This is a genomic window from Arcanobacterium phocae (assembly GCF_900105865.1).
Lineage (GTDB): Bacteria > Actinomycetota > Actinomycetes > Actinomycetales > Actinomycetaceae > Arcanobacterium > Arcanobacterium phocae.
The window spans coordinates 1,253,702-1,275,216 of record NZ_LT629804.1 but is presented as its reverse complement, the minus strand read 5'-3'; the positions used below and the strand labels follow the sequence as shown (position 1 = coordinate 1,275,216).

Annotated in this window: 20 protein-coding genes, 3 tRNA genes and 2 pseudogenes; 8 read left to right on the top strand and 17 right to left on the bottom strand. The window is 49.8% G+C overall.

From position 1 onward, the window contains the following. Positions 1-87: 87 nt before the first annotated feature. The gene (gene rpmB, locus BLT51_RS05705) at positions 88-279 is read left to right on the top strand and encodes a 50S ribosomal protein L28 (protein ID WP_091280916.1); all 192 of its coding nucleotides are present in this window, start codon (positions 88-90) and stop codon (positions 277-279) included. A gap of 86 nt (positions 280-365) precedes the next feature. Here the strand turns inward: rpmB and thiL are convergent, their stop codons facing one another. Genes thiL through murA form a run of 4 tightly spaced genes read right to left on the bottom strand, consistent with a single transcriptional unit; the run spans position 366 to position 4,684 of the window. Then, the gene (gene thiL, locus BLT51_RS05700; RefSeq protein WP_091280913.1) at positions 366-1,343 is read right to left on the bottom strand and encodes a thiamine-phosphate kinase; all 978 of its coding nucleotides are present in this window, start codon (positions 1,341-1,343) and stop codon (positions 366-368) included. A gap of 7 nt (positions 1,344-1,350) precedes the next feature. Beyond that, positions 1,351-2,469 carry a D-alanine--D-alanine ligase family protein gene (locus BLT51_RS05695; RefSeq protein WP_091280909.1) on the bottom strand — a complete coding sequence of 373 codons (1,119 nt, stop codon included), beginning with the start codon at positions 2,467-2,469 and terminating at the stop codon, positions 1,351-1,353. Positions 2,470-2,513: 44 nt separating this feature from the next. After that, a complete protein-coding gene (locus tag BLT51_RS05690) occupies positions 2,514-3,341 on the bottom strand; it encodes a lysophospholipid acyltransferase family protein (protein WP_157672927.1) in 828 nt (275 codons plus the stop codon). A 20-nt stretch (positions 3,342-3,361) separates the two neighbouring features. Continuing rightward, positions 3,362-4,684: a UDP-N-acetylglucosamine 1-carboxyvinyltransferase gene (gene murA, locus BLT51_RS05685; RefSeq protein WP_091280902.1), complete on the bottom strand. Its 1,323-nt coding sequence runs from the start codon at positions 4,682-4,684 to the stop codon at positions 3,362-3,364. Positions 4,685-4,890: 206 nt separating this feature from the next. Between murA and BLT51_RS05680 the strand changes: the two genes are divergently transcribed. The 3 genes from BLT51_RS05680 to BLT51_RS05670 all read left to right on the top strand — a co-directional run bounded on the left by BLT51_RS05680 (position 4,891) and on the right by BLT51_RS05670 (position 8,845). Continuing rightward, entirely contained in the window at positions 4,891-5,622 is a 732-nt protein-coding gene (locus tag BLT51_RS05680; RefSeq protein ID WP_091280900.1) for an IclR family transcriptional regulator, read from the top strand. A gap of 9 nt (positions 5,623-5,631) precedes the next feature. After that, positions 5,632-6,765: a glycosyltransferase family 4 protein gene (locus BLT51_RS05675; RefSeq protein WP_091280897.1), complete on the top strand. Its 1,134-nt coding sequence runs from the start codon at positions 5,632-5,634 to the stop codon at positions 6,763-6,765. A gap of 61 nt (positions 6,766-6,826) precedes the next feature. Then, positions 6,827-8,845 carry a M3 family metallopeptidase gene (locus BLT51_RS05670; RefSeq protein WP_091280894.1) on the top strand — a complete coding sequence of 673 codons (2,019 nt, stop codon included), beginning with the start codon at positions 6,827-6,829 and terminating at the stop codon, positions 8,843-8,845. Between the two features lie 59 nt (positions 8,846-8,904). Here the strand turns inward: BLT51_RS05670 and BLT51_RS05665 are convergent, their stop codons facing one another. The 4 genes and pseudogenes from BLT51_RS05665 to BLT51_RS05645 all read right to left on the bottom strand — a co-directional run bounded on the left by BLT51_RS05665 (position 8,905) and on the right by BLT51_RS05645 (position 12,284). Continuing rightward, positions 8,905-9,828 carry a PI-PLC domain-containing protein gene (locus tag BLT51_RS05665; protein ID WP_091280890.1) on the bottom strand — a complete coding sequence of 308 codons (924 nt, stop codon included), beginning with the start codon at positions 9,826-9,828 and terminating at the stop codon, positions 8,905-8,907. A gap of 417 nt (positions 9,829-10,245) precedes the next feature. Beyond that, a pseudogene (locus BLT51_RS09500) lies at positions 10,246-11,051 on the bottom strand (ISL3 family transposase). Then, the gene (locus tag BLT51_RS09405) at positions 11,005-11,238 is read right to left on the bottom strand and encodes a helix-turn-helix domain-containing protein (RefSeq protein WP_269456649.1); all 234 of its coding nucleotides are present in this window, start codon (positions 11,236-11,238) and stop codon (positions 11,005-11,007) included. Before BLT51_RS09405 ends, BLT51_RS09500 begins: the two are co-directional and overlap by 47 nt. A gap of 404 nt (positions 11,239-11,642) precedes the next feature. Further along, positions 11,643-12,284, bottom strand: a complete 642-nt coding sequence (locus tag BLT51_RS05645) for a hypothetical protein (RefSeq protein ID WP_172801328.1) — start codon at positions 12,282-12,284, stop codon at positions 11,643-11,645. 367 nt (positions 12,285-12,651) lie between these two features. Between BLT51_RS05645 and BLT51_RS09400 the strand changes: the two genes are divergently transcribed. Together BLT51_RS09400 and BLT51_RS09495 are read left to right on the top strand one after the other, a co-directional pair. Continuing rightward, positions 12,652-12,939 (top strand): helix-turn-helix domain-containing protein, encoded by a 288-nt coding sequence (locus tag BLT51_RS09400; RefSeq protein WP_091280885.1) that lies wholly within the window; start codon positions 12,652-12,654, stop codon positions 12,937-12,939. Beyond that, positions 12,893-13,698: pseudogene (locus tag BLT51_RS09495) on the top strand (ISL3 family transposase). The gene BLT51_RS09400 and the pseudogene BLT51_RS09495 overlap by 47 nt, the downstream one beginning before the upstream one ends. Positions 13,699-13,841: 143 nt before the next feature. Here the strand turns inward: BLT51_RS09495 and BLT51_RS05625 are convergent. The 5 genes from BLT51_RS05625 to BLT51_RS05605 all read right to left on the bottom strand — a co-directional run bounded on the left by BLT51_RS05625 (position 13,842) and on the right by BLT51_RS05605 (position 16,647). Continuing rightward, positions 13,842-13,914: transfer RNA gene (locus BLT51_RS05625), tRNA-Glu, on the bottom strand. Positions 13,915-13,984: 70 nt separating this feature from the next. Beyond that, a tRNA-Glu gene (locus tag BLT51_RS05620) sits at positions 13,985-14,060 on the bottom strand. Between the two features lie 28 nt (positions 14,061-14,088). Beyond that, a tRNA-Gln gene (locus BLT51_RS05615) sits at positions 14,089-14,160 on the bottom strand. 182 nt (positions 14,161-14,342) lie between these two features. Further along, positions 14,343-15,851, bottom strand: coding sequence for a glutamate--tRNA ligase (gene gltX, locus BLT51_RS05610; protein WP_091280875.1), 1,509 nt, complete (start codon positions 15,849-15,851; stop codon positions 14,343-14,345). Between the two features lie 28 nt (positions 15,852-15,879). Next, positions 15,880-16,647, bottom strand: coding sequence for a fumarylacetoacetate hydrolase family protein (locus BLT51_RS05605; RefSeq protein ID WP_091280872.1), 768 nt, complete (start codon positions 16,645-16,647; stop codon positions 15,880-15,882). Positions 16,648-16,674: 27 nt separating this feature from the next. Here BLT51_RS05605 and BLT51_RS05600 point away from each other — a divergent pair, with 27 nt between their 5' ends. Next, positions 16,675-17,637, top strand: coding sequence for a hypothetical protein (locus BLT51_RS05600; RefSeq protein WP_091280869.1), 963 nt, complete (start codon positions 16,675-16,677; stop codon positions 17,635-17,637). 8 nt (positions 17,638-17,645) lie between these two features. Here BLT51_RS05600 and BLT51_RS05595 read toward each other — a convergent pair whose 3' ends face one another. Beyond that, positions 17,646-18,704 (bottom strand): thermonuclease family protein, encoded by a 1,059-nt coding sequence (locus tag BLT51_RS05595; protein ID WP_091280866.1) that lies wholly within the window; start codon positions 18,702-18,704, stop codon positions 17,646-17,648. Positions 18,705-18,826: 122 nt separating this feature from the next. Between BLT51_RS05595 and BLT51_RS05590 the strand changes: the two genes are divergently transcribed. Continuing rightward, positions 18,827-19,138, top strand: coding sequence for a thiamine-binding protein (locus tag BLT51_RS05590; protein ID WP_091280864.1), 312 nt, complete (start codon positions 18,827-18,829; stop codon positions 19,136-19,138). Here the strand turns inward: BLT51_RS05590 and BLT51_RS05585 are convergent. The 3 genes from BLT51_RS05585 to BLT51_RS05575 form a co-directional block, all read right to left on the bottom strand. Continuing rightward, on the bottom strand, positions 19,127-19,858 hold the full coding sequence (locus tag BLT51_RS05585) for a DUF4097 family beta strand repeat-containing protein (protein ID WP_091280861.1): 732 nt from the start codon (positions 19,856-19,858) through the stop codon (positions 19,127-19,129). The genes BLT51_RS05590 and BLT51_RS05585 overlap by 12 nt on opposite strands. Positions 19,859-19,870: 12 nt before the next feature. Beyond that, positions 19,871-20,350 (bottom strand): hypothetical protein, encoded by a 480-nt coding sequence (locus BLT51_RS05580; RefSeq protein WP_091280860.1) that lies wholly within the window; start codon positions 20,348-20,350, stop codon positions 19,871-19,873. 145 nt (positions 20,351-20,495) lie between these two features. Further along, complete coding sequence (locus BLT51_RS05575) at positions 20,496-21,509, bottom strand: LacI family DNA-binding transcriptional regulator (protein WP_172801326.1); 1,014 nt, start codon at positions 21,507-21,509, stop codon at positions 20,496-20,498. Positions 21,510-21,515 lie beyond the last annotated feature (6 nt).

Below are 21,515 nucleotides of genomic sequence, written 5' to 3'. Positions count from 1 at the left end.
GCGCCGATAATTAGATACACTTTTGAAGTTGCCAATTTTGGTAGAGGCGCGAAAGCGTCTATTCGTCTTTTAATGAAGGAGAGAACCGTGGCGTCTGTATGTGAAGTCTGCGGCAAGGGCCCGAGCTTCGGTAAGAGTGTTTCGCACTCCCACGTGCGTACTTCCCGCCGTTGGAACCCGAACATTCAGCGTGTTCGTGCTCTCGTTAAGGGTGCCCCTAAGCGTCTGAACGTGTGCACCTCGTGCCTGAAGGCCGGCAAGGTCACTCGTAACGTGTGATCGAACCAAGCTTAAATATCCCTCGATTCATCGAGGGATATTTTTATATCATAAACCACATATCGTCAAGGACAACGGCCATTAAACTATGCAGACCGGAAATGGTCCCAACCGATCTGATCAGGATCAAGCGGAAGCTGGTCAAGCGTAACTCGGCCATACTCATCAGGTCCCATAACCTGCCCAATAACACTAAATCCATCCGGAATAACGGTGGCTGAGTCAATAGTAGCAACAAAGCCATGATCTTCTCCTCCGGCCAACGCCCACAAGCGTCGGTCAGTCTCCAGGCGTCCGGCCGCCCGTCCTAGTCGTCCAAGAAGCTTATTAAGCTGTACACCATCAAGATTGATCCAAACCCGACTAGACTGTGCCACTCGTCCGATGTCTTTTACTAGCCCATCTGAAACATCTATCCCAGCGTATAGGGTGTGAGCATTAACCGCTGACATCACTGCCCCGATCGGCGGCTTCGGCCGTAAAAAATCATCGATTAAGGATGCCAAATAGTCATCTGAGTCTGTGCGCGTGTACCCGTGTTTGAGTAACTCATATCCAGCTGCAGCATGGCCAAGATTCCCGGTAAAGATAACTTTCTGACCAGGTAACGCATTATCCCTGCGCAGTGGCTTGCGTCCTTGGAGATCACCAATAACGGTGACTCCGATAGTTATCTCCGACGCCGAAACAAGGTCACCACCGTCAACACCTACTTCCCAAGGCTGGCAGGCTTGAGCAAAACCACGAGCGAGGTCTTCGACCCAGGTCACCTCAGTAGTAGGTGGTAGCCCGAGCCCAACAACAAGTGATACTGGCGTGGCTCCCATTGCAAGAGCATCGGCGATATTTTGTTGTGCCGCCCGATAACCTACATCAAATCCGGTGGACCAATCACACCGAAAATGTCTATTTTCTACGAGCATATCGGTGGAGACAGTTGTATCCCCGCCGATATGCAACACCGCAGAATCATCACCGTTGCCTACTACAACGCAAGTAGCCTGCGGCAATAGCGGAACGAACCGAGCAAGCAGTTCTTTTTCGTTGAGATCTTTAACGAGCACGCTTGCCTTAACGAAGCCCTGTTGGGCGTTCCAATGCTAAACCAATCAATTCATCAAGCAACTGAGAATATGGGAGCCCAGTGTGCTCCCATAGAACTGGATACATTGAGAACGGTGTGAAACCTGGAATCGTGTTGATTTCGATGACGTAGGTTTTACCTTCAGGCGTCAAGAAGAAATCGACGCGAGACATTCCTTCGCAACCAAACGCATCGAAAGTTTTAACCGCCTGATCACGGATTTTATCTGAAATCTCTGGCGGGACTTGAGCCGGGATAGATAGTCTCAAATTGGCTGTCTCCAAGTATTTATGCTCAAAGTCGTAGAAGCCATCGTCAGGAAGGTCTACAAGGACTTCACCAACAACGGAAGCGCGCGGGGTCGAATCATTACGTCCGCCTAGGACGGCACATTCGATCTCACGTCCGTCAACGCCCTGCTCAATCAGTACCTTAGGATCATGTATTTGAGCCTGCGCCACAGCTTCCGAGACATCCTCAAGCGTGCTAACACGCGTAATACCGAGCGAAGATCCAGCTCGTGCAGGCTTGACATAGACCGGGAACTGTAATTGAGCAACCTTGGCAAGAACTGCCTCACGCTCATCGCGCCACTGACGAGCTGTGGCAACAACGTAAGGTGCTACCGGCAGTCCGGCCGCCTCCAAGACTACCTTCATGTAGTGCTTGTCCATTCCGGCTGCAGATGCGAACACGCCACATCCAACATATGGAATACCAGCTAGTTCAAGGAGCCCCTGAATTGTTCCGTCTTCTCCAAAGGGCCCGTGCAGTAGCGGAAAGACAACATCCACGTTGCCGAGAAGTTCGAGGTTGCTGGCGTGTTCACGATTATAGGCAACTAGCGATTGTTTCCCGTCTCCGGCAGGAATCGTGACAGCTTCTGGAGCTTTCTCAACTTCAAGAAGGCCCGCATCAAGCGTCAGCTTCGATGGATCAGTCGCCCCTGGAACCCACGTACCATCGCGGGTAATAGCTATCGGTACAACCTCATAACGTTCCGGATCTAAGGCTCGCATGACAGCGCCTGCAGTAGCAATAGAAATGGAATGCTCACCTGATGCGCCACCATAGATAATTGCGACGCGGATCTTTGAATTCGACATGAGAATAATGTTACCTCAGGGCTTTGCTCAGATAGGAGTTGTTGTCAGCGTGCCGTTATCTTTCTCCACCTACGCCGACGACGATTTTTCCGTGCCTGGCGCAAGGCCCGATTAAGTTCATAGTCATCGTTCAATGGGTCACCATCAAGCCGGCAATCCCAGCGTCGTTCGCGTTGCTGTACTGTGAAATCTAACGGGTTTGCTTGGCGCAATGGCACCAGCATGTGCTCCAAATGATCAATTATTTTTCCAGTAACTGCCGTAAGTTCAGCGTAATCGGGATCCTCGCTGACCGATAGGTTTAGTGCGGGACCAAAAACGACGTGGGTACGCGTATGCCGTCCCATATGTTTCCAATCGATGGCATAATTCCACGGGTTCAATAGGCGTTCATTTCCCCAATGCGCACAAGGAATAATTGGAACGTCTGGATGCGTTGCCATTAACCTCGCAAGTCCCGTTTTTCCGCGCATTGGCCACAGCTGCGGATCGTGAGTGAGACCGCCTTCTGGAAAGAGCAGAACGATTCCACCGGCGTCGAGAATATCGCGGATTCCATCAAGCGAATCTTTAGCAGCAGAAGTTCCTCGTGTCACCTTAATTGCGTTGACTCCGCGAAGTATGAAAGCCACTCCAGGAACTGCGAAAAAATCTGATCCAGCAACGAAATGCGGTGCTCTACCTGATTTAATGATTGCTTCACCGAGAATAAGCGAGTCTGCATGGACTGTATGATTTGCAATCACTATCGCGGGACCATCGTGCGGAATATGGTGCAGTCCAGTGATCGTCAGATTCTGCACGACGTTATTTAACTTGATGATGATAGGAGCGATAAAGCGCAAGAACGGTTGTGCTTCGGGAACTTTCACGGTGGTTTTGCCTATATGCTTTACGAAACTCGTTCAACGTTTGCGTGCAGAGTACGCAACTTGGTCATGAAGTGTTCGTAGCCTCGATTAATTAGGTCAATCCCTTGAACGTGCGAGGTTCCTTCAGCCGCTAAAGCTGCAATAAGATGGGAGAACCCACCGCGCAAATCAGGAACGGCGATGTCCGCAGCAGTCAACGGAGTTGGTCCCATGATCACAGCGGAGTGATAATAATTTTCAGTACCGAACCGGCACTGTTTTCCGCCCAGACACTCTCGATAAACTTGGATATGAGCACCCATCTTGTTTAGTGCTTTCACAAAGCCGAATCGATTTTCGTACACTGTTTCGTGAACGATCGAGACTCCGTTAGCTTGTGTAAGAGCGACGACGAGAGGCTGTTGCCAGTCAGTCATAAAACCTGGGTGGACATCTGTTTCAATAGGAATCGAGTTCAGTTCCCCGCCAGGGTGCCAAAAACGAATGCCCTCATCAGTCACGTCAAATTGTCCTCCAACTTTACGGTATACGTTGAGGAAGCTCATCATCGGTTCTTGTTGCGCCCCGTTAATCATGATATCCCCGCCGGTAGCTAGCGCAGCACAGGCCCAAGATCCCGCTTCGATTCGATCTGCGATTGCAAAATGGTTGTATCCGTGGAGCTGGCGTACTCCTTCAACAACGATCGTACGATCGGTAGATACTGTGATGAGCGCACCCATCTTTTGCAATACGGAAATCAAGTCCATGATTTCTGGTTCTACGGCAGCACCACGCAACTCGGTGATTCCTTCGGCTCGCACGGCCGCTAACAACGTTTGTTCAGTAGCTCCGACTGACGGATACGGCAATGTCACTTTGCGGGCTTTAAGTCCACGAGGAGCTGTTAAGTGGAGACCAAACTCCTGTTCGTCACGAATTGCACCGAAGTCTTCTAATACTTGTAGGTGAAAATCAACTGGTCGGTCTCCAATATGACAGCCGCCGAGGTCTGGAATGAATGCTTCACCAAGTGAATGTAATAACGGTCCACAGAAAAGAATGGGGATGCGCGATGAGCCAGCTAGAAGGTCCATCTGCGCCGGGTCATCTGGCAAGTGGATCTTGCCCGGAGTAATGGTGACTATCCCAGCGTCTTGATCGTAATCAACATCGGCACCGTGTAACCGAAGAAGATCAGAAACAACATCAACGTCACGGATCAATGGAACGTTGCGCAGAACAGATGTCTCTTCAGTAAGTAGAGCCGCCACCATTGCTTTGGAGACAAAGTTTTTTGCTCCGCGTACTGCGATAGTACCGTGAAGTGGCTGTCCACCAGTGACTTTCAAAACGCCTGACATGTGTTCTCTTCTCCGGACGTGTTGTACGAGTTCGGTAATGTGGAGTGAAGTCTATTCATTGTTCCGTCCAATCCACGAAACAAGAATACCCCGAATTGTCATTCTATTCGACTAGGCATACGACGCACCGCATAAGATGTCTTTCTTCGTAGACCAAGAACCCCAAACGGGTTGCGTCTCACAATATGGAATGGCAAGATGGACTTATGGACAATTCCCAAGGTAGCGGGGTCGGAGTACTCGACAAAGCCGCATTAGTTCTTCAAGCGCTCGAGCAAGGCCCACTAACATTAGCACAACTTGTCTCAGCTACACATTTAGCGCGCCCTACTGCGCACCGGCTCGCAGTCGCTCTCGAATTTCATCGTCTCGCAAGTCGAGATACTCAGGGTCGGTTTATTTTAGGACCGCGACTAGCTGAATTGTCCTCGCGCGCTGGCGACGATCGCCTGTTAACTGCCGCGAATCCGATATTAATTGCCTTACGCGACCACACTGGCGAATCAGCTCAACTCTATCGCCGCCAAGGTGATCAAAACGTGTGCGTTGCTTCAGCAGAACGTACTACTGGCCTTCGTGATTCCATTCCAGTAGGTTCAGCATTCTCTATGCAAGCAGGATCTGTTGCCCAAGTCCTTCTAGCCTGGGACGAGCCGGACCGGTTACACCGTGGACTATACGGTGCACAATTCACCGCTACCGTGTTATCAGCTGTCCGACGTCGTGGCTGGGCCCAATCATTGGGCGAACATGAACCCGGCGTCGCCTCAATTTCGGCTCCAGTGCGAGGTGCCAATGGACAAGTTATCGCTGCAATTTCTATTTCTGGACCAGTCGAACGAATGGGGCGCCAGCCGGGACGCCACTATGCAGCCGCCGTCGTCGCTGCCGCTAATCGACTAACCGACCTTATCAAACGCTCTGAACCAACAACCTAGGGTGATACGATGCGCAAAACACTTCTTGTTACCAACGATTTCCCACCACGAGCTGGTGGTATTCAAACGTTCCTTGAAGGTTTCGTCTCGCAACTTGACCCGACTCAACTCGTGGTTTACGCCTCCACTCCGCCAACAGGGATGCAGTCCGCGCTGGACTACGACGAGCAACAGCCGTACGCAGTCGTGCGCTATCCTGGGACGACTATGCTTCCTTCGCCGGACGTTAGCCGTACCATGACTAGTCTTATCCACCAGCAGGACGTTAAAAATGTTTGGTTTGGCGCAGCCGCTCCGCTCGGATTGCTTGCTAATGCAGCACATGCAGCTGGAGCTGATAAGGTTATTGCCACTACCCATGGGCATGAGATCGGCTGGTCTATGCTTCCGGGCTCTCGTCAAATGCTTCGGAAAGTTTTTACAGATGCCGACGTCGTCACCTACCTGACTAATGCAACGCTACACCGGCTAGCTCCATTCATCGGGGACACCGATATTATGCAACTTCATGGGGCTATCGATCCGGAGATGTTTGCCTTTGACCGGCAAGCCCGGGCAGATTTGCGACGCCGCTATGGAATCGGTCAGCACGCCCCCGTCGTCGTATGTATTTCTCGACTCGTGCCACGAAAAGGACAAGACATTCTCATAAAAGGATGGCATCAGGTGACAAGCCGATTCCCGGGAACAAAGCTTGTGATCGTCGGTAAAGGACCTTACGAGAAAAAGTTACGGCAACTTGCCAGTCAATCGCCTGCACAAACTGACATCATTTTCACTGGTGAAGTACCATACGAAGAACTTCCCGCTCATTATTCACTGGGAGATATTTTTGCCATGCCATGCCGTACCCGCGGCGGCGGCTTAGATATCGAAGGACTCGGGATCGTCTATCTCGAAGCATATGCTGCTGGGCTACCGGTAGTTGCCGGAGATTCCGGCGGCGCGCCCGAGGCAGTAATAGATAAAGAGACCGGCCTGGTAGTCAACGGTAGTTCTGTCAATGCAGTTGTTTCGGCTGTTAGCTATTTCCTTGAGAACCCCGACGAAGCGCGCCGGATGGGTGATGCGGGTAGAGACTGGGTCGATCACAAGTGGCGGTGGAGCGACGTTGCGAAGCCACTGATTAGTCTGCTCAGCTAAAGACCGTGGTTTACCGCGAAAGAGAACGCACTCTTTAACGCAAGCACGGTAAACTACAACTATGACAGAAAACCCATTACTCGAAAAATCATTATTACCATATCAATTGCCACGCTGGGCTGATATTAAGCCGGAGCACATCATGCCCGCCGTCGAACAGGTTATGGCACGCCAACGTGCGGCGTGGGAAAAGATCGCTACCGATCCAAACCCACCAACGGTCGAAAACACGGTTGAAGCCATCGAGCATGCAGGCGAAGAATTTGATCGTGTTTTGTCCGTCGCCTTTACCTTATTCTCTTCGCTGGGGACGGATGAGCTCAATGATATTGAGGCACAGATCGGCCCAAAGCTTTCCGAACATGAGAACGCTTACTCACTCGATAAGCGGATTTATCAGCGTATTCAAGCGCTTGATGTATCCGATGCTGATGTCGAAACCCAATATTGGGTTGAAAAAGAGTTGAAGACATTCCGTTCGAGCGGAATCGAACTTTCCGACGACGACGCCGACCGGTTGCGCGCTATTGATGCGGAGCTTTCTGGGCTACAGATCGAATATGTCAAGCGTGCTACACGCGCGATGTCTGACGCGGCTTATATAACAGATGATCCGGATCAATTAGCTGGGCTAGATGACGATAAGTTAGCTGGCTTGCGCACTGACGATGGCTCTTATCGTATTGAGCTAGCGAATTTTTCAAATCAGCCGATTCAAACTGAGATACGTGTTCCCCAGACTCGTCGCGATATCCTCGCCGCGTCGCTGACCCGCGGTTTCGGAGAGCATGCAGAATCGGATACTCGTGAGCTCGTGTTAAAGATTGCCAAACTTCGCGCAGAACGGGCTGCTTTGCTTGGCTACGAAAGCCATGCCCAGGTTGTTGCAGCGCGCGAAATGGCTGGAGATTCAGATGCGGTTCTCAATCTGTTAACATCCGTTGCACATAAGGCTGTCGCAGCGGTTGACCGTGACTACGAAAACTTGGTTGAGTTGGCTGAAAAAGATCCAGATGCTGATGGCATTGAAGCCGGTGACTGGACTTTCTATGCGGAGCAGTTACGCGCTCAGCAAGGCGTTGAGGAAGCCAAAATTATGCCGTATCTTGAGCTAACGAATGTGGTTGAAAACGGCATATTCTTCGCCGCAAACCGACTCTACGGTATCTCATTTGAGCCTCGGCCAGACCTTGCTGGTTACGTTCCGTCAATGAAAACTTGGGAAGTAAAAGATGAGGACGGCACCACACTTGGTCTTTTCCAAGCGGACTTTTTCCGTCGCCCTGGCAAAAAGGGCGGCGCATGGATGCATTCGGTGATTGCCGGATGCGAGATTGATGGGACCAAACCCGTCATTCTCAACAACTGCAATTTCCCAGAACCTGCCGACGGCGAGTTATGTTTATTAACCTGGGACAACGTTGAAACTGTTTTCCACGAATTTGGCCACGCTCTTCATGGATTACTCACGCAGACCCGGTATCGGTCCTCAGCAGGGACGAATGTGCCGCGCGATTTTGTTGAGTTCCCTTCGCAATTGAACGAAATGTGGGCTTACCACCCAGAGGTCTTGGCTAACTATGCACGCCACTATAAGACCGGGGAAATCATGCCGTCCGAACTCGTGGAGGCCTTGTCCGCTTCCAAGACGTTTGGTCAAGCTTTTGCAACTACTGAGTTCACAAAGGCGGCACTGGTGGATCAGGCTTGGCATTTACTCGGTGTTGATGAGATTCCAAGTGATGTGGCAGCGTTTGAAGAATCCGCGTTAGAAAAGTTTGGCATTTCTTGTCCGTTAGTTCCTCCGCGGTATCGATCAACCTATTTCACACATACCTTTGGTGGTGGATATGATGCCGGCTATTACTCGTATATGTGGGCCGAGGTTTTAGTTGCAGATATCGAGCAATGGTTCCGGGAAAAGACCAATGGCGGCTTCACTCGTGAAGCTGGGATGGAGTTACGTGAAAAACTCTTATCGCGTGGTTCTTCTCGTCCGCCTATGGAGTCCTTTAAGGACATCCGTGGACGTGAGCCGCGTCCGGAAGCTCTCCTGGAACGGCGTGGCTTAGCTGAGTAAACATCATGAGGGCTCCGGCAGAAAATCTGCCGGAGCCCTCATTTAATTTCAATTAATGCCTACCACGGACGGTCTGCATTAGTTGCCATGTGATGAGTAGCAGAGTGCTTATCTACCCAGTTCTTGATGGAGTTAAAGGCGTTAATGGTATTCGGGTGACGATAGAAGTACGTTGCCTTGAAGCCGAATATCATACCATCTACGTGAGCCTTACCCAGAAGAGCATCAACGTTCCAGTCTTGTCCAGTAGCAATTGTCCAACCAAATGTCTTACCTAGTGCGCCACGAGCGCGGGCTTCGCTTGATTTCCGAAGCTGATCACATGTTGTATTGGCGTAAGATTCGCACGTGCCAAATCCTTGGTTGATATTGTAGTATCCGTAATCCGCAATCTTTTGCTTAGTAAGGATCTTGTCTCCGGCTTTGGAGAAGTCACTCAGAACGTTGTCCGTTGGACCGGACAACGCAACAGCTTCACTATCGTGCAAGTCGTTGATGATTGTGTTCCAGCCTACACCGCCTACAGTCTTGTAGAATCCATAAAGAGCGCGCACACCCGCAGGTTCAAGGTACTTCCGCGACAAGTCCCGTAATGCGGTAATTGAGCAGACGCTACTTTGATTTGGGCAATGATCTGGATTCTTGATATCGAACCAGACGAATGAAATATTCGCACCTTCTTTGCGCTTATCAGCGATGTGCTTCAAAATAGTTTCTGCACGGTCACCGGCACTTGTTGGTAGCCCGTCATGATCGGCCCACCAGCCTCGCCGCCACGCGGTGAAATCGATTTCCATAGCGTTGGCTCCAACAGCAATTGCATCATCTACACTTTGCGTAGTTAAAACTCGATGTGCAATAGCGTAAATAGCTCGACTATTAGCCGGAGGTGTATCTTGCGCGTTAGTTGCTGCAGTCGCACTACTTGCTGGTACAGCAACGCTGAGAAGAAGAACTAAGAATGCAATAATTGTCTTTTTCATTGCTCTATCTTTCCTACTTAGAGATACACGAAAGCGCAGGTCTCAAGTGCATCTATATACTTATGTATTTTTGGGCGAATCACTAATTCTTCGATCCCCCTCAGAATCTATGACTCGTGCCATGACTTAATAATGACCCTAAAACATTGACAGCACAAGCCAAAGTGTCAACATAAATAAAGTTGAAAATATTCAGCATCCTTTAAGGTTTGACAGCTAATATAGTCCTTTAGATGCTATTATTCGTACATATCAACTTAATCGTATCATAGATCATTAAACGAACACTGAATATCGGACAAGTTTCATATAACAACGTGCAGTTGACAAAGTTAACGCACCGGCGCACACGGAATCGTTGCAAAAACGGCTCTTCGGATTTTGGTGGGGTTAGGGGTAGATTGTGTTGAGGAGTCGCTAGTTGGGTTTGCCTGCGTAGAGGAGGCATCTGGTGTGGTAGTTGGTGAAGTTGGTAAATCCGTAGCCGGTTCTTTTGATGCGTTTGATGAGGTTGTTCATGGCTTCGGTGATCGAGTTCGATGGGCGGGCGTGGTGGTAGGCCAGGATCTGGTTATACCAGTTTTTGAGTGTTCGGCTAAGTTGTTGGATTTCTTGGGGCATGAAGTCTTGGCTAGTGTGGTTGATGAGTTCATCAAGCATGGTTTGAGTGGTGGTGATGTCGGGTGTAGAAATTTCGTAGGCGTGTCTTTGACACGGTAAGCGATAGCGACTTCACCATAGGGGTCTCCTAGGCGTAAGAGTGATTCGATCCGATGTTGTGTTTTATCGGTGAGTTTTTCTTGTCCGTAGACAAGTTGGCGTCTTATACGGTAAAGCGGGTCGGTTTTTCGTCCGCGGTGTCCAAGTGTTTGTTGTTGAACACGCCGGCGTACACGATCAAGGGCTCGGTTAGCTAATGTGATGACGTGGAAGTGGTCAGCAACTTGGGTAGCGTGTGGTGTGATCACGTTGAAAACAGCCCGGTAGGTCGGGCTCATATCGAGTGTGGCATAGCTGATTTTTTGTTTCCAATAGGTAGGGAAGCGGTGAAGGAAACGGGCAACCTCAACATAGCTACGGCTTGGAATAATATCAATGGTCTGGTGGTTGGCTACATCGCATAGCGTGGTCACATATTGGGTAGGGCGTTTGTTCAGACGAACGAAACTTGTCTCGTCAAGACCCAATCGCACTAGTTTGAAATAAACGTTTACGATCAGCATCAAGTAAGGCCTGCCCGTAGATAGTCACGGAGTGGTTAATCGTGTGCCAATCACAGCCCAGATCGCCAGCGACTTCACTTATTGTTCGTCCCATTCCTACTTGCCTGGTCGCCCATTTAGCTGCCCTGGTCGTTAACCGACAATGTCTACTAGCAATGCGTTTGTCATGGCTAGTCCATGAACCCATAGCACAATCATTGCTAGGACAATACCAGCGGTGTTTACGCCAGATCAGACCCATGGGGCGTCCATAAACGGGCAGATCGATATAAGGAACTCGTGGTCTATCCTTGACTCGTGCCCGTACCTTGCATCGCAGACATAGCACGGTATCAAGATCTTGCTCGATCTCGATTGATTGGTGTGGTCCGTGACGATGATAAGCCACAGGCACAACATCTTTTAAAATCAGCAAACGAGCCACGATTACGTTAGGAACAGAACTGGTGAAGATAGTTTCAGGTTTTTGCTCACGCTCTAAGCATGAACTATCTTCACCACTTTCACATCCTCACACCCCGCCAAAATCCGAAGAGCCACTTAGTTACGGCTACAAAGGTTGCCTAACTAAGGGCGTTTCAAACTTTCAGATCACATCTGCGGCGCTGGCGGATTCTGCTGATTTTGCTGTGCGAGATTTTGTGCGTTTTGGTTAGCCATCATCTGCTGTTGTAATGTCAGTTGAGCAAGCATTGCTTGCTGAGCGCGCATGTCCTGAGCTTGATCATGACGCACCTGAGCTTGATCCGCAAATACTCGGTTTTGAAGCTCTGTGGCAAACTTTTTGAGTTTCGCTTGATCGACAAACGAAACAGCAATTTCAACTTTTCCGCCTGCAGGATTTTGAACTTGGAGTACTGCAGGGAAGCAGGTAAGAAGCAACGTTGCCCCGAATAACATCAGTAGCGCACCAAAAGCTGGTGCCGATAGACTAGCAAGTCCAATGATAAAAGCTAATCCCCCTGCGAATGCGCGACCGATATATAGCTTTTGTGAAGTATTTACTGCAGCGATATTAGCAATTGGCATAATAGATTGATCCCCACCAAGCGGGATAAGACCCAAGATCGCATTGGGAGCCTTATAAACGAAACGTGTGGTCGAACACATTAGTTGAGTCGGCATATAGGGAGTGAAGAGGGAAGTCAAAAACTTATCTCCATATACAGCTTGTTCTCCAGGAGCCAATTGAAAATCAGTCGCATTTTGAATATTTCCCGACATATTATCCATCCTTCTAAGTATGATACTCTGCATTCCAAGATGAGAGTAGCACCCCCCCCCCGCGAGTCAAGTGAAAACTGGCTCTTCGGATTTTGGCGGGGTGTGAGGATGTGAAAGTGGTGAAGATAGTTCATGCTTAGAGCGTGAGCAAAAACCTGAAACTATCTTCACCAGTTCTGTTCCTAACGTAATCGTGGCTCGTTTGCTGATTTTAAAAGATGTTGTGCCTGTGGCTTATCATCGTCACGGACCACACCAATCAATCGAGATCGAGCAAGATCTTGATACCGTGCTATGTCTGCGATGCAAGGTACGGGCACGAGTCAAGGATAGACCACGAGTTCCTTATATCGATCTGCCCGTTTATGGACGCCCCATGGGTCTGATCTGGCGTAAACACCGCTGGTATTGTCCTAGCAATGATTGTGCTATGGGTTCATGGACTAGCCATGACAAACGCATTGCTAGTAGACATTGTCGGTTAACGACCAGGGCAGCTAAATGGGCGACCAGGCAAGTAGGAATGGGACGAACAATAAGTGAAGTCGCTGGCGATCTGGGCTGTGATTGGCACACGATTAACCACTCCGTGACTATCTACGGGCAGGCCTTACTTGATGCTGATCGTAAACGTTTATTTCAAACTAGTGCGATTGGGTCTTGACGAGACAAGTTTCGTTCGTCTGAACAAACGCCCTACCCAATATGTGACCACGCTATGCGATGTAGCCAACCACCAGACCATTGATATTATTCCAAGCCGTAGCTATGTTGAGGTTGCCCGTTTCCTTCACCGCTTCCCTACCTATTGGAAACAAAAAATCAGCTATGCCACACTCGATATGAGCCCGACCTACCGGGCTGTTTTCAACGTGATCACACCACACGCTACCCAAGTTGCTGACCACTTCCACGTCATCACATTAGCTAACCGAGCCCTTGATCGTGTACGCCGGCGTGTTCAACAACAAACACTTGGACACCGCGGACGAAAAACCGACCCGCTTTACCGTATAAGACGCCAACTTGTCTACGGACAAGAAAAACTCACCGATAAAACACAACATCGGATCGAATCACTCTTACGCCTAGGAGACCCCTATGGTGAAGTCGCTATCGCTTACCGTGTCAAAGACACGCCTACGAAATTTCTACACCCGACATCACCACCACTCAAACCATGCTTGATGAACTCATCAACCACACTAGCCAAGACTTCATGCCCCAAGAAATCCAACAACTTAGCCGAACACTCAAAAACTGGTATAACCAGATCCTGGCCTACCACCACGCCCGCCCATCGAACTCGATCACCGAAGCCATGAACAACCTCATCAAACGCATCAAAAGAACCGGCTACGGATTTACCAACTTCACCAACTACCACACCAGATGCCTCCTCTACGCAGGCAAACCCAACTAGCGACTCCTCAACACAATCTACCCCTAACCCCACCAAAATCCGAAGAGCCTGAAAACTTCTTTTTGGCGCAAAATCTCAGGATTCGGTACGTTATTACCCTACTTACGCAAAAAGTCCGAGCAAATATTGCTCGGACTTATCCGTACCCCGTACCGGATTTGAACCGGTGTTACCGCCGTGAGAGGGCGACGTCCTAGGCCGCTAGACGAACGGGGCCTACCTGATGTTTTCATCAGACGCTGCTAACCCACAGCACCACTGACGAATATCAGTTGTACGTAAGTTATGGTACCCCGTACCGGATTTGAACCGGTGTTACCGCCGTGAGAGGGCGACGTCCTAGGCCGCTAGACGAACGGGGCAAGGACACATCAATTTCTTGATGTTTCGCTGGGGTACCAGGACTCGAACCTAGACTAAATGAACCAGAATCACTCGTGCTGCCAATTACACCATACCCCAAAGTTTGGTGTGCAACCTTTCGGTCTGCAACGAATATTTAGTTTACGCATCGATGCACCGATACGCAAATCACTGGCCCGTGAGCGTTATCACGCTCGCATGCGAGCATGTGTGGAACAAGCCAGGGAGGAACATGACTATTCCACCCTGGCTTGTTATATTTTAAAAGGACAACAATGACTCTATGAGAGCGTGGACCGGAACCGCCTCAGACGCTTGAGTGTCTCTTCCTTGCCCAACAGCACAATCGAATCGACAACGGGCAATGAGACATTCGTTCCTGTCATAGCAACGAACAGCGGAGCGAACGCGAAGCGTGGCTTAATCTCCATACCTGCCACGATCTTCTCATCTACAGCAGCTTTTACGCCCTCAACAGTAAATGCGTCAGCATCAATTGCACTAAACGCCTCAATAGCCGCTTCAAGAACTGCTGGTGCAGTATCACGCAGCTTACCTACAGCTTTTTCGTTGTACTCGATCTCATCGGCACCACGGAACAAGAAGCCCATCAACGCAGCCGCTTCACCCAGCAACTGGATACGGGTCTGAGCTAGTGGAGCTGCCCCATCGAGGAGGCGCTGAGTTTCAGCGTCGGCATCCTCAAATCGTTCCACACCCAAAACCCCAGCCTTATGCAGGTAAGGAACCAACCGGTTACGCAAATCAGCTGGGTCAAGGCGACGAATGTGCTCAGCATTAATCGCCACACACTTCTTATCATCAAAACGTGCCGGGTTTGGATTGACATCCTCGATATCGAAGGCTTTAACCAATTCGTCCTTAGTAAATAAATCGTTGTCTGGCGCAATCGACCAGCCGAGTAGACCGAGATAGTTCAACAAACCTTCCGGAATCATGCCACGTTCACGGTGAAGCAAAAGGTTCGACTCAGGGTCACGTTTCGATAGCTTCTTATTACCCTCACCCATCACGTATGGCAAGTGACCAAAATGCGGAGTGTACTTCGCGATACCGAGCTCAACAAGTGCGCGGTACAAAATAATCTGACGCGGAGTCGAGGACAGCAAATCCTCACCTCGGAGCACGTGGGTAATCTCCATCAGGGCATCGTCAACCGGGTTCGTCAAGGTGTACAGTGGCTGACCGTTTCCACGCATAATCACATAGTCTGGCACTGCTCCAGACTTGAACGTGATCTCACCGCGCACCAAGTCGGTAAACGTGATGTCTTCATCAGGCATCCGCATACGCAATACTGGCTGCCGGCCCTCGGCTCGATAAGCAGCCTTCTGCTCTTCACTCAGATCACGATCGAAACCGTCATAGCCGAGCTTAGGATCTTCACCCTTAGCCTTGTGACGCTCCTCAACTTCATCTGGCGTCGAGAACGACTCGTATGCGTAGCCGCCTTCGAGCAACTTCTTGGCCACATCGGCGTAAATATCCATACGCTGAGACTGACGATATGGCGGGTGCGGGCCACCAACTTCGATTCCCTCATCCCAGTCCAAACCGAGCCAGTTAAGAGAATCAAGAATCTGCTGATACGACTCTTCCGAGTCACGTGCCGCATCCGTATCTTCGATACGGAAAACGAATGTGCCACCAACATGGCGTGCATATGCCCAGTTAAATAGGCAGGTACGCACCATTCCAACGTGCGGGGTGCCGGTGGGTGAAGGACAAAAACGTACGCGGATCTTATCCGCTGGAATTGATGTAGTCATGATAAGTAAAGTTTACCGCCGTTTCGCGTTAGTCTGCCACAACCGGGTTGCGTAGTGTGCCAATGCCCTCAACATACGCCTCGACCTCGGCTCCTGGCCCGCCGGGGATTCCGGGAGCTACTGCGCCAGTGAGGATGATGTCGCCCGGTAGCAACGTGAAGCAAGATGAGACGTAAGAAACGATTTGTGGGATTGTGTAGGCCATCGCCGACGTCGATCCTTCTTGAACAACTTCGCCGTTGATCGTCAGGCGAATAGTTAAATCAGAGGTGTCGAGGTCGGTCACGATGACCGGTCCGATTGGACACGAGGTATCAAAGCCTTTCGCACGGGCCCACTGTGGATCAGTTTTCGCGGTAGAAACATCAGTCACATCGTTAGCAACGGTGTAACCAAAGATAACTTCAGCGACGCGATCTTCTGGGACATCTTTACACAAGCGCGAAATAATGATGGCCAGTTCTGCCTCGTGGTGAAGGTCTGTCGCAAAGCTCGGTTCTGCAATAGGCACATTTGGTCCGACGACGGCGGTATTGGGCTTCAAGAATGTTACCGGGGCCTTCGTAATATCTGGTTCTGGCTGGCCTTCTTGATAGTAGGTAGCACCCAAACCGACGACTTTCGATCGTGGGATAATTGGCGAAACGAGATTTGCCTCTTCCGCAGCAACGATTTCCCCGGTTGGCTCGATGCCCGAGTACATCGGGTCACCTGCAATAATTTGATAGTTGCCGGTTTCTTCATCGACGACGGCGAAACGTGGGCCTTGTGACATTGATAAACGTGCAATTTTCATACCTTAAGACTATGCCAAAATAGATCTATGCATGTTCTTTCTTCAGACATTTGGTGGCCCCGTGCGCTAGATCACTTTTATGCCGCTCAGAAGCGTTCTCAGGGACGTGTTCGGCGCCGCCAACTTGGTGAGAAAAATCCGTTAGAAGATTTCCTCTGGGAGTATTATCCGATGCGACCGGGACGGTTAGCAGTGTGGCATCCCGGCTTTGCCGGCGACGGCGAACCCTACGCGTTACTCAAACCGCCAGTTTCACTAGGAACCAGCGAACCAAAACCGTGGAACCCGGCCAGTACCAGGCTTGAGGACCCATTGGCCTGGTGGCTCCACCACGCATCCTTACCCTGGCACGAGGTGAAGCAGACTGACGAGGGCGATATCGTCGTCGTCAGCAACGAATTTCTCGACCACCGAGCCCACGGAATCAGACACCTCACCCGACTCCACAAAATCCTACTCACCCGCGAAGCAACCTTCGGATGCCTAGGCTGGCACGAATGGGCAATGGTCTACCAAGCTGACGAAACTCGACATCCTCTCCCCTTGCGTCTTGGCGTGGAACAAACAAATCATCTGGTCGAGCAAGCGCATATTCGATGCACGCATTTCGATGCGTTTAGATTCTTTATGCCGGCTGCAGTTGGCTTCAATCGAGTCCAGCCTACTTATGAGACGGTGTTTGAAAACGAGCAACCAGGCTGTATCCATGTGTCCATGGATCTTCTGCGCACATGCATCCAGCTCGGACCGATTATTCCGGGTGAATTGACGATCCAAGCGTTCGATCTAGCTATGGAAGCTCGCACCATCGATATGGCCGCCTCGCCATATGACTGTTCATCTTTAGGTCTAACAGCAATTCCGATAGAAACGGCCAATGGCAAGGCTGAATATATAGAACGCCAACGCGAATTGGCAACGAAGGCACGGCCACTACGCCAAGAATTGTTAGCGATTCTTAGCTCGCTAAATGCTAGTTTCCAGCAATGAAACCTCGCTTAACGTTCACATGCTACGCCATCACCATCGCGGTCAAGATCGGACCTATAACCAGGAGAACCTAAGTACAGCGGTGCTGCCCCAGCAGCTTTTGCTTCCTTACAACTACCAAAATATGGGCCACTCGACGGCTGATTGACTGGAGCAGAAGGACTACTTTGTTGCTGGTTTTGCTTCTCTTGTTGCAGACGAGCTTCCTCAGCTTGCCGAGCCTCCTGAGCCTGTCGGACTTCCTCAGCTTGCTGTTCTTTTGCCTTTTCTTCTTCGCGTAACTGAGCTAGTCGCTGTTGATAGTCCTCTAATTTCTTCTGCGATTTCTGAAGGCGATCAAAATACTCATCATGAAAGGCTACATACGAGAATGTTTCGCTACGTTGAATCAAACCGATATATTGGTTCGATTTTTCATCGCGTTGTTGGATTTGCTCTATCATGGAATCAAGATCTGCGATCGTATATGAGCCATTTAAAAGTGAGTCAACTTGGCCAAACATAGTCTCATTATCTGCCAGTACAATCTGTGGTAGGCATTGCACAGTTGGATCGTAAACACCTACATGAGAACTTTTCGCATCTTCCACTGCGTTTTCTAGCTGTTTACGATATGCTTCATCTTCGTCAGATAGAGACAATACTGCAAGACCCGAACGAACAATCTGTTCGCTGACTAATTCATTATTTACAACGATATCTGCTAACCAATATTTTGATTCATCCGGTTGGCTAGCGTTCTTTTTTACCGCAATAGGTGTTCCAACTGGTGCTAGTTTTTCGAGGAGCTGCCTAGCTTCATCGCCTAAACACTCATATGCATCAGGAGTATCATTGGGGACTCGTATGCCGGCTAAGCGAATAGTTTGTTCTACACCCGAACCGAGAGAAACTAAGACACTGTCGCTGCTCATAACCTTTACGACCTCAGCCGTGACCGGTTCACTACTGCCTTGTTCTTGTCCAGATTTTGGATCATCCACTAACGTGCTCGCTCCCCCGATGATAGCCAAAGCAGCCACCGCAGAAACAAACTTATGTTTGCTTATAAAACGTGGAAAAATCATGAGACTCCTCAAATGACAGCCATATTATGCTCTGGGGGAATAATACGCCCTGTTAAAGGCGATTATGCTAAAAGTTTACATTGCTAGTTTGATATTTTGATCGGTTTTAGGGATTCTTTGTCATGATTGTTGCATTTTCAGTTGCTCCATCTGGCACTGGTCGCTCAGATGGCTCAGTGCACGACGCAGTAGCCGCTGCGGTTAAAGTTGTCCGTGATTCGGGTTTGCCCAATCACACCTCAAGTATGTTTACTGAGATCGAGGGTGAATGGGATGAGGTATTCGACGTCGTCAAACGAGCAACTGTAGCAGTCATGCCGTTCGGTTCACGAGTTTCGCTGGTTATCAAAGCAGATATTCGGCCAGCATACTCGGGCGAACTAACTGGAAAACTCGAGCGGCTAGAAAAAGCCCTCGATCTATTATCCTTGTGAGCGTTGCACGTCAATCCTCCCGATTCCAGTTTTTACTTCGAGTTTGACGCGTTGACTTGTTTCTAAAGGTTGCGAGGCTTCACTTAGATCACTATTGACTTCACCCAGTCCGGATTGCAGATCGAGATAGATGGCAGTTTCTGGAACGATTCCTACCAAAATATTTCCGGACCCACTTTTTAGTTCAATAGACGAAGCATTGAGCGAACCGTGAAGGTGACCGACGTTAATTCTTCCCACGCCGGTTTTACAGTCGGAGGACTGTTGCGAATGTAGCTGGTCAACTGTTATGTTTCCACAGCCAGTTTTTACGGCAATATGTTCTCCTTGGGCGATGTGGATATCGCCTGCACCTGTTTTAATTTCGGCATTGGTGAGGGAAGGCAACTGAATATTTCCGGCACCTAGTTTCACACTAATATCGGAAAAATCTATCTCACTGACAAGCCCACCAGATCCAAGTTTGATTTTCCCGTGTGCTGTTGTGGCAGGCAAGGTTAACGTAATCGTGCCTGATAAGGAACGGTCAAAAGCGCGAATTCCAAATATCTTTGACGGTGGCTGAGCTTGACTGATGTAAATCCGGTTTGCGCTGATATCGTATGCGACATCTGTCATGGCCTCAGACATCTCGATGGTCGGTTCAACCAGTTGCGGGTCATGTTTAATGGATAGGCTGTAGGTATAAAGCTTGATATCAATATCGGTGGATGTAGGCATTTTCTTCTCCTTTTAGGATATGGACCAACCGGTAACTTTATGTTTTGAGCGATGATCTGTTTGCTGGCGAGCAAGCTTTTCACGGGCGGCTGCCACCAGCCATGAGTTCAGCGAGGTTGCCGAATCGGCGATTTCGGCATTTATTGCATCTCGAATGTTTCCTGGTAGCCGTAAGGTGATACGAACGTTTGTGCCATCATCGGCATCTGGCATAAGTACAGACGGATGTTCAACCGCCAGCTCTTGTCCATCACTCGTTGTTTTCACATATAAGCCCGAAGTAATTCCAGAACCATTGAGTTCTTCGATCATCTCAAGCACCAGATCGTGCTGGATTGTTGCCATAGCTGGGCCAAGCGCACGAACTAGTAGCGGGACTGCGTGCTGAACTTCAGACGAAGCTAGTGTGGTTGTGGCACGCAATTGCGCCTCTAATGTGGCACATGCTTGTGTATGCAGTGCCGCCAACCGGGATTCTTTGGTGTCGTTCATAGTGCCATTATGACACCATATGTGACACTATGCAAATAGGAGGTGGTGGACGCCTATAAGATTCATCCCCCGTTGCCATCGAGGTCACATGCCAGCATCTAGGGAGAAAAGAAAGATATGCCTATTATCAGCCGAGCAATAGCTGTCACCGAGGTTGATACGGTGTGACTGATTCCCGGCGCACTAACGTACCTGGCACTGAAATCGTGCGGCTCGGAACGTCTGGCTTTTGCAACCGATCCAACAGAGCTTTAACAGCTTCCCGTCCGGCTTGCGCAAAATTCTGGCGCATCGTGGTGATTCCAGGCTTCCAGATTTGGGCAAGCATATGGTCATCGAAGCCAACAACTGACACGTCTTCTGGCACGCGAACACCATGATCAGTAAGTCCCCGGATAACCCCCATGGCAATTTCATCGTTACCCGCAAAAATAGCAGAAACAGACTTGTCTGCCGCCAATTTTTCCCCGATAGCTCTTGCATCTTGTGGACGCCACGTCGTTTCTAGCATCTGTGGAACAGGAACTCCGCGTGCTTTGAGCGCTGCTTCCCAACCATCAGTACGACTATTACCTTCGGAACGAATCGGAATACGTAAATGATGGACTGTGGGATGGCCCAGGCCTAGCAAATATTCAGTGATTTCTCGACCACCTTCATATTCGTTTAATGAGACTTGATCGATCATCGTTTCTGGTGTGCCACCGATAACAACAAGCGGAACATTTTCTGGAATAAGGCGACGGGCAATTTCCGCTCTATCGTCATACTTGAGCAGAACAATTCCGCTCGGGTTGAGGTCTAGAACCAAGTCTACAGAACGTTTCAAATCTTCCGGGGTATCGCCGTCGAGACGCGTGATCATCACAGAATAGTCTTGAGAACGTGCTTCGTCTTCAATACCTTCAATTGCCACTGCAGAGCCAAGCAACGTTGTGTTCGTCGATAAAATCGCAATCGTTTTTATCCGTGAATTAACCAACCCCCGCGCGATACTGCTGGGTCGGTATCCCAACAATTCTATTGCGCGCGCGATCTTCTCCTTGCTCTCTTCACTCAGCCGTGGCGAATTGTTGAGAAAACGGGAGACGGTCGAGACCGACACTCCTGCGCAAGCAGCAACATCTTTGATAACAGGATGAGAATTTTTGCCAGCCACACCTAC

What these genes read in the sequence shown, in the direction of transcription:
- BLT51_RS05695 (WP_091280909.1), bottom strand. Translation starts at nt 2,469, where the DNA reads ATGTCGAATTCAAAGATCCGCGTCGCAATTATCTATGGTGGCGCATCA.
- murA (WP_091280902.1), bottom strand. Translation starts at nt 4,684, where the DNA reads ATGTCAGGCGTTTTGAAAGTCACTGGTGGACAGCCACTTCACGGTACT.
- BLT51_RS05680 (WP_091280900.1), top strand. Translation starts at nt 4,891, where the DNA reads ATGGACAATTCCCAAGGTAGCGGGGTCGGAGTACTCGACAAAGCCGCA.
- BLT51_RS05675 (WP_091280897.1), top strand. Translation starts at nt 5,632, where the DNA reads ATGCGCAAAACACTTCTTGTTACCAACGATTTCCCACCACGAGCTGGT.
- BLT51_RS05670 (WP_091280894.1), top strand. Translation starts at nt 6,827, where the DNA reads ATGACAGAAAACCCATTACTCGAAAAATCATTATTACCATATCAATTG.
- BLT51_RS05665 (WP_091280890.1), bottom strand. Translation starts at nt 9,828, where the DNA reads ATGAAAAAGACAATTATTGCATTCTTAGTTCTTCTTCTCAGCGTTGCT.
- BLT51_RS09405 (WP_269456649.1), bottom strand. Translation starts at nt 11,238, where the DNA reads ATGGGTTCATGGACTAGCCATGACAAACGCATTGCTAGTAGACATTGT.
- BLT51_RS05645 (WP_172801328.1), bottom strand. Translation starts at nt 12,284, where the DNA reads ATGGATAATATGTCGGGAAATATTCAAAATGCGACTGATTTTCAATTG.
- BLT51_RS09400 (WP_091280885.1), top strand. Translation starts at nt 12,652, where the DNA reads ATGGGTCTGATCTGGCGTAAACACCGCTGGTATTGTCCTAGCAATGAT.
- gltX (WP_091280875.1), bottom strand. Translation starts at nt 15,851, where the DNA reads ATGACTACATCAATTCCAGCGGATAAGATCCGCGTACGTTTTTGTCCT.
- BLT51_RS05605 (WP_091280872.1), bottom strand. Translation starts at nt 16,647, where the DNA reads ATGAAAATTGCACGTTTATCAATGTCACAAGGCCCACGTTTCGCCGTC.
- BLT51_RS05600 (WP_091280869.1), top strand. Translation starts at nt 16,675, where the DNA reads ATGCATGTTCTTTCTTCAGACATTTGGTGGCCCCGTGCGCTAGATCAC.
- BLT51_RS05595 (WP_091280866.1), bottom strand. Translation starts at nt 18,704, where the DNA reads ATGATTTTTCCACGTTTTATAAGCAAACATAAGTTTGTTTCTGCGGTG.
- BLT51_RS05590 (WP_091280864.1), top strand. Translation starts at nt 18,827, where the DNA reads ATGATTGTTGCATTTTCAGTTGCTCCATCTGGCACTGGTCGCTCAGAT.
- BLT51_RS05585 (WP_091280861.1), bottom strand. Translation starts at nt 19,858, where the DNA reads ATGCCTACATCCACCGATATTGATATCAAGCTTTATACCTACAGCCTA.
- BLT51_RS05580 (WP_091280860.1), bottom strand. Translation starts at nt 20,350, where the DNA reads ATGAACGACACCAAAGAATCCCGGTTGGCGGCACTGCATACACAAGCA.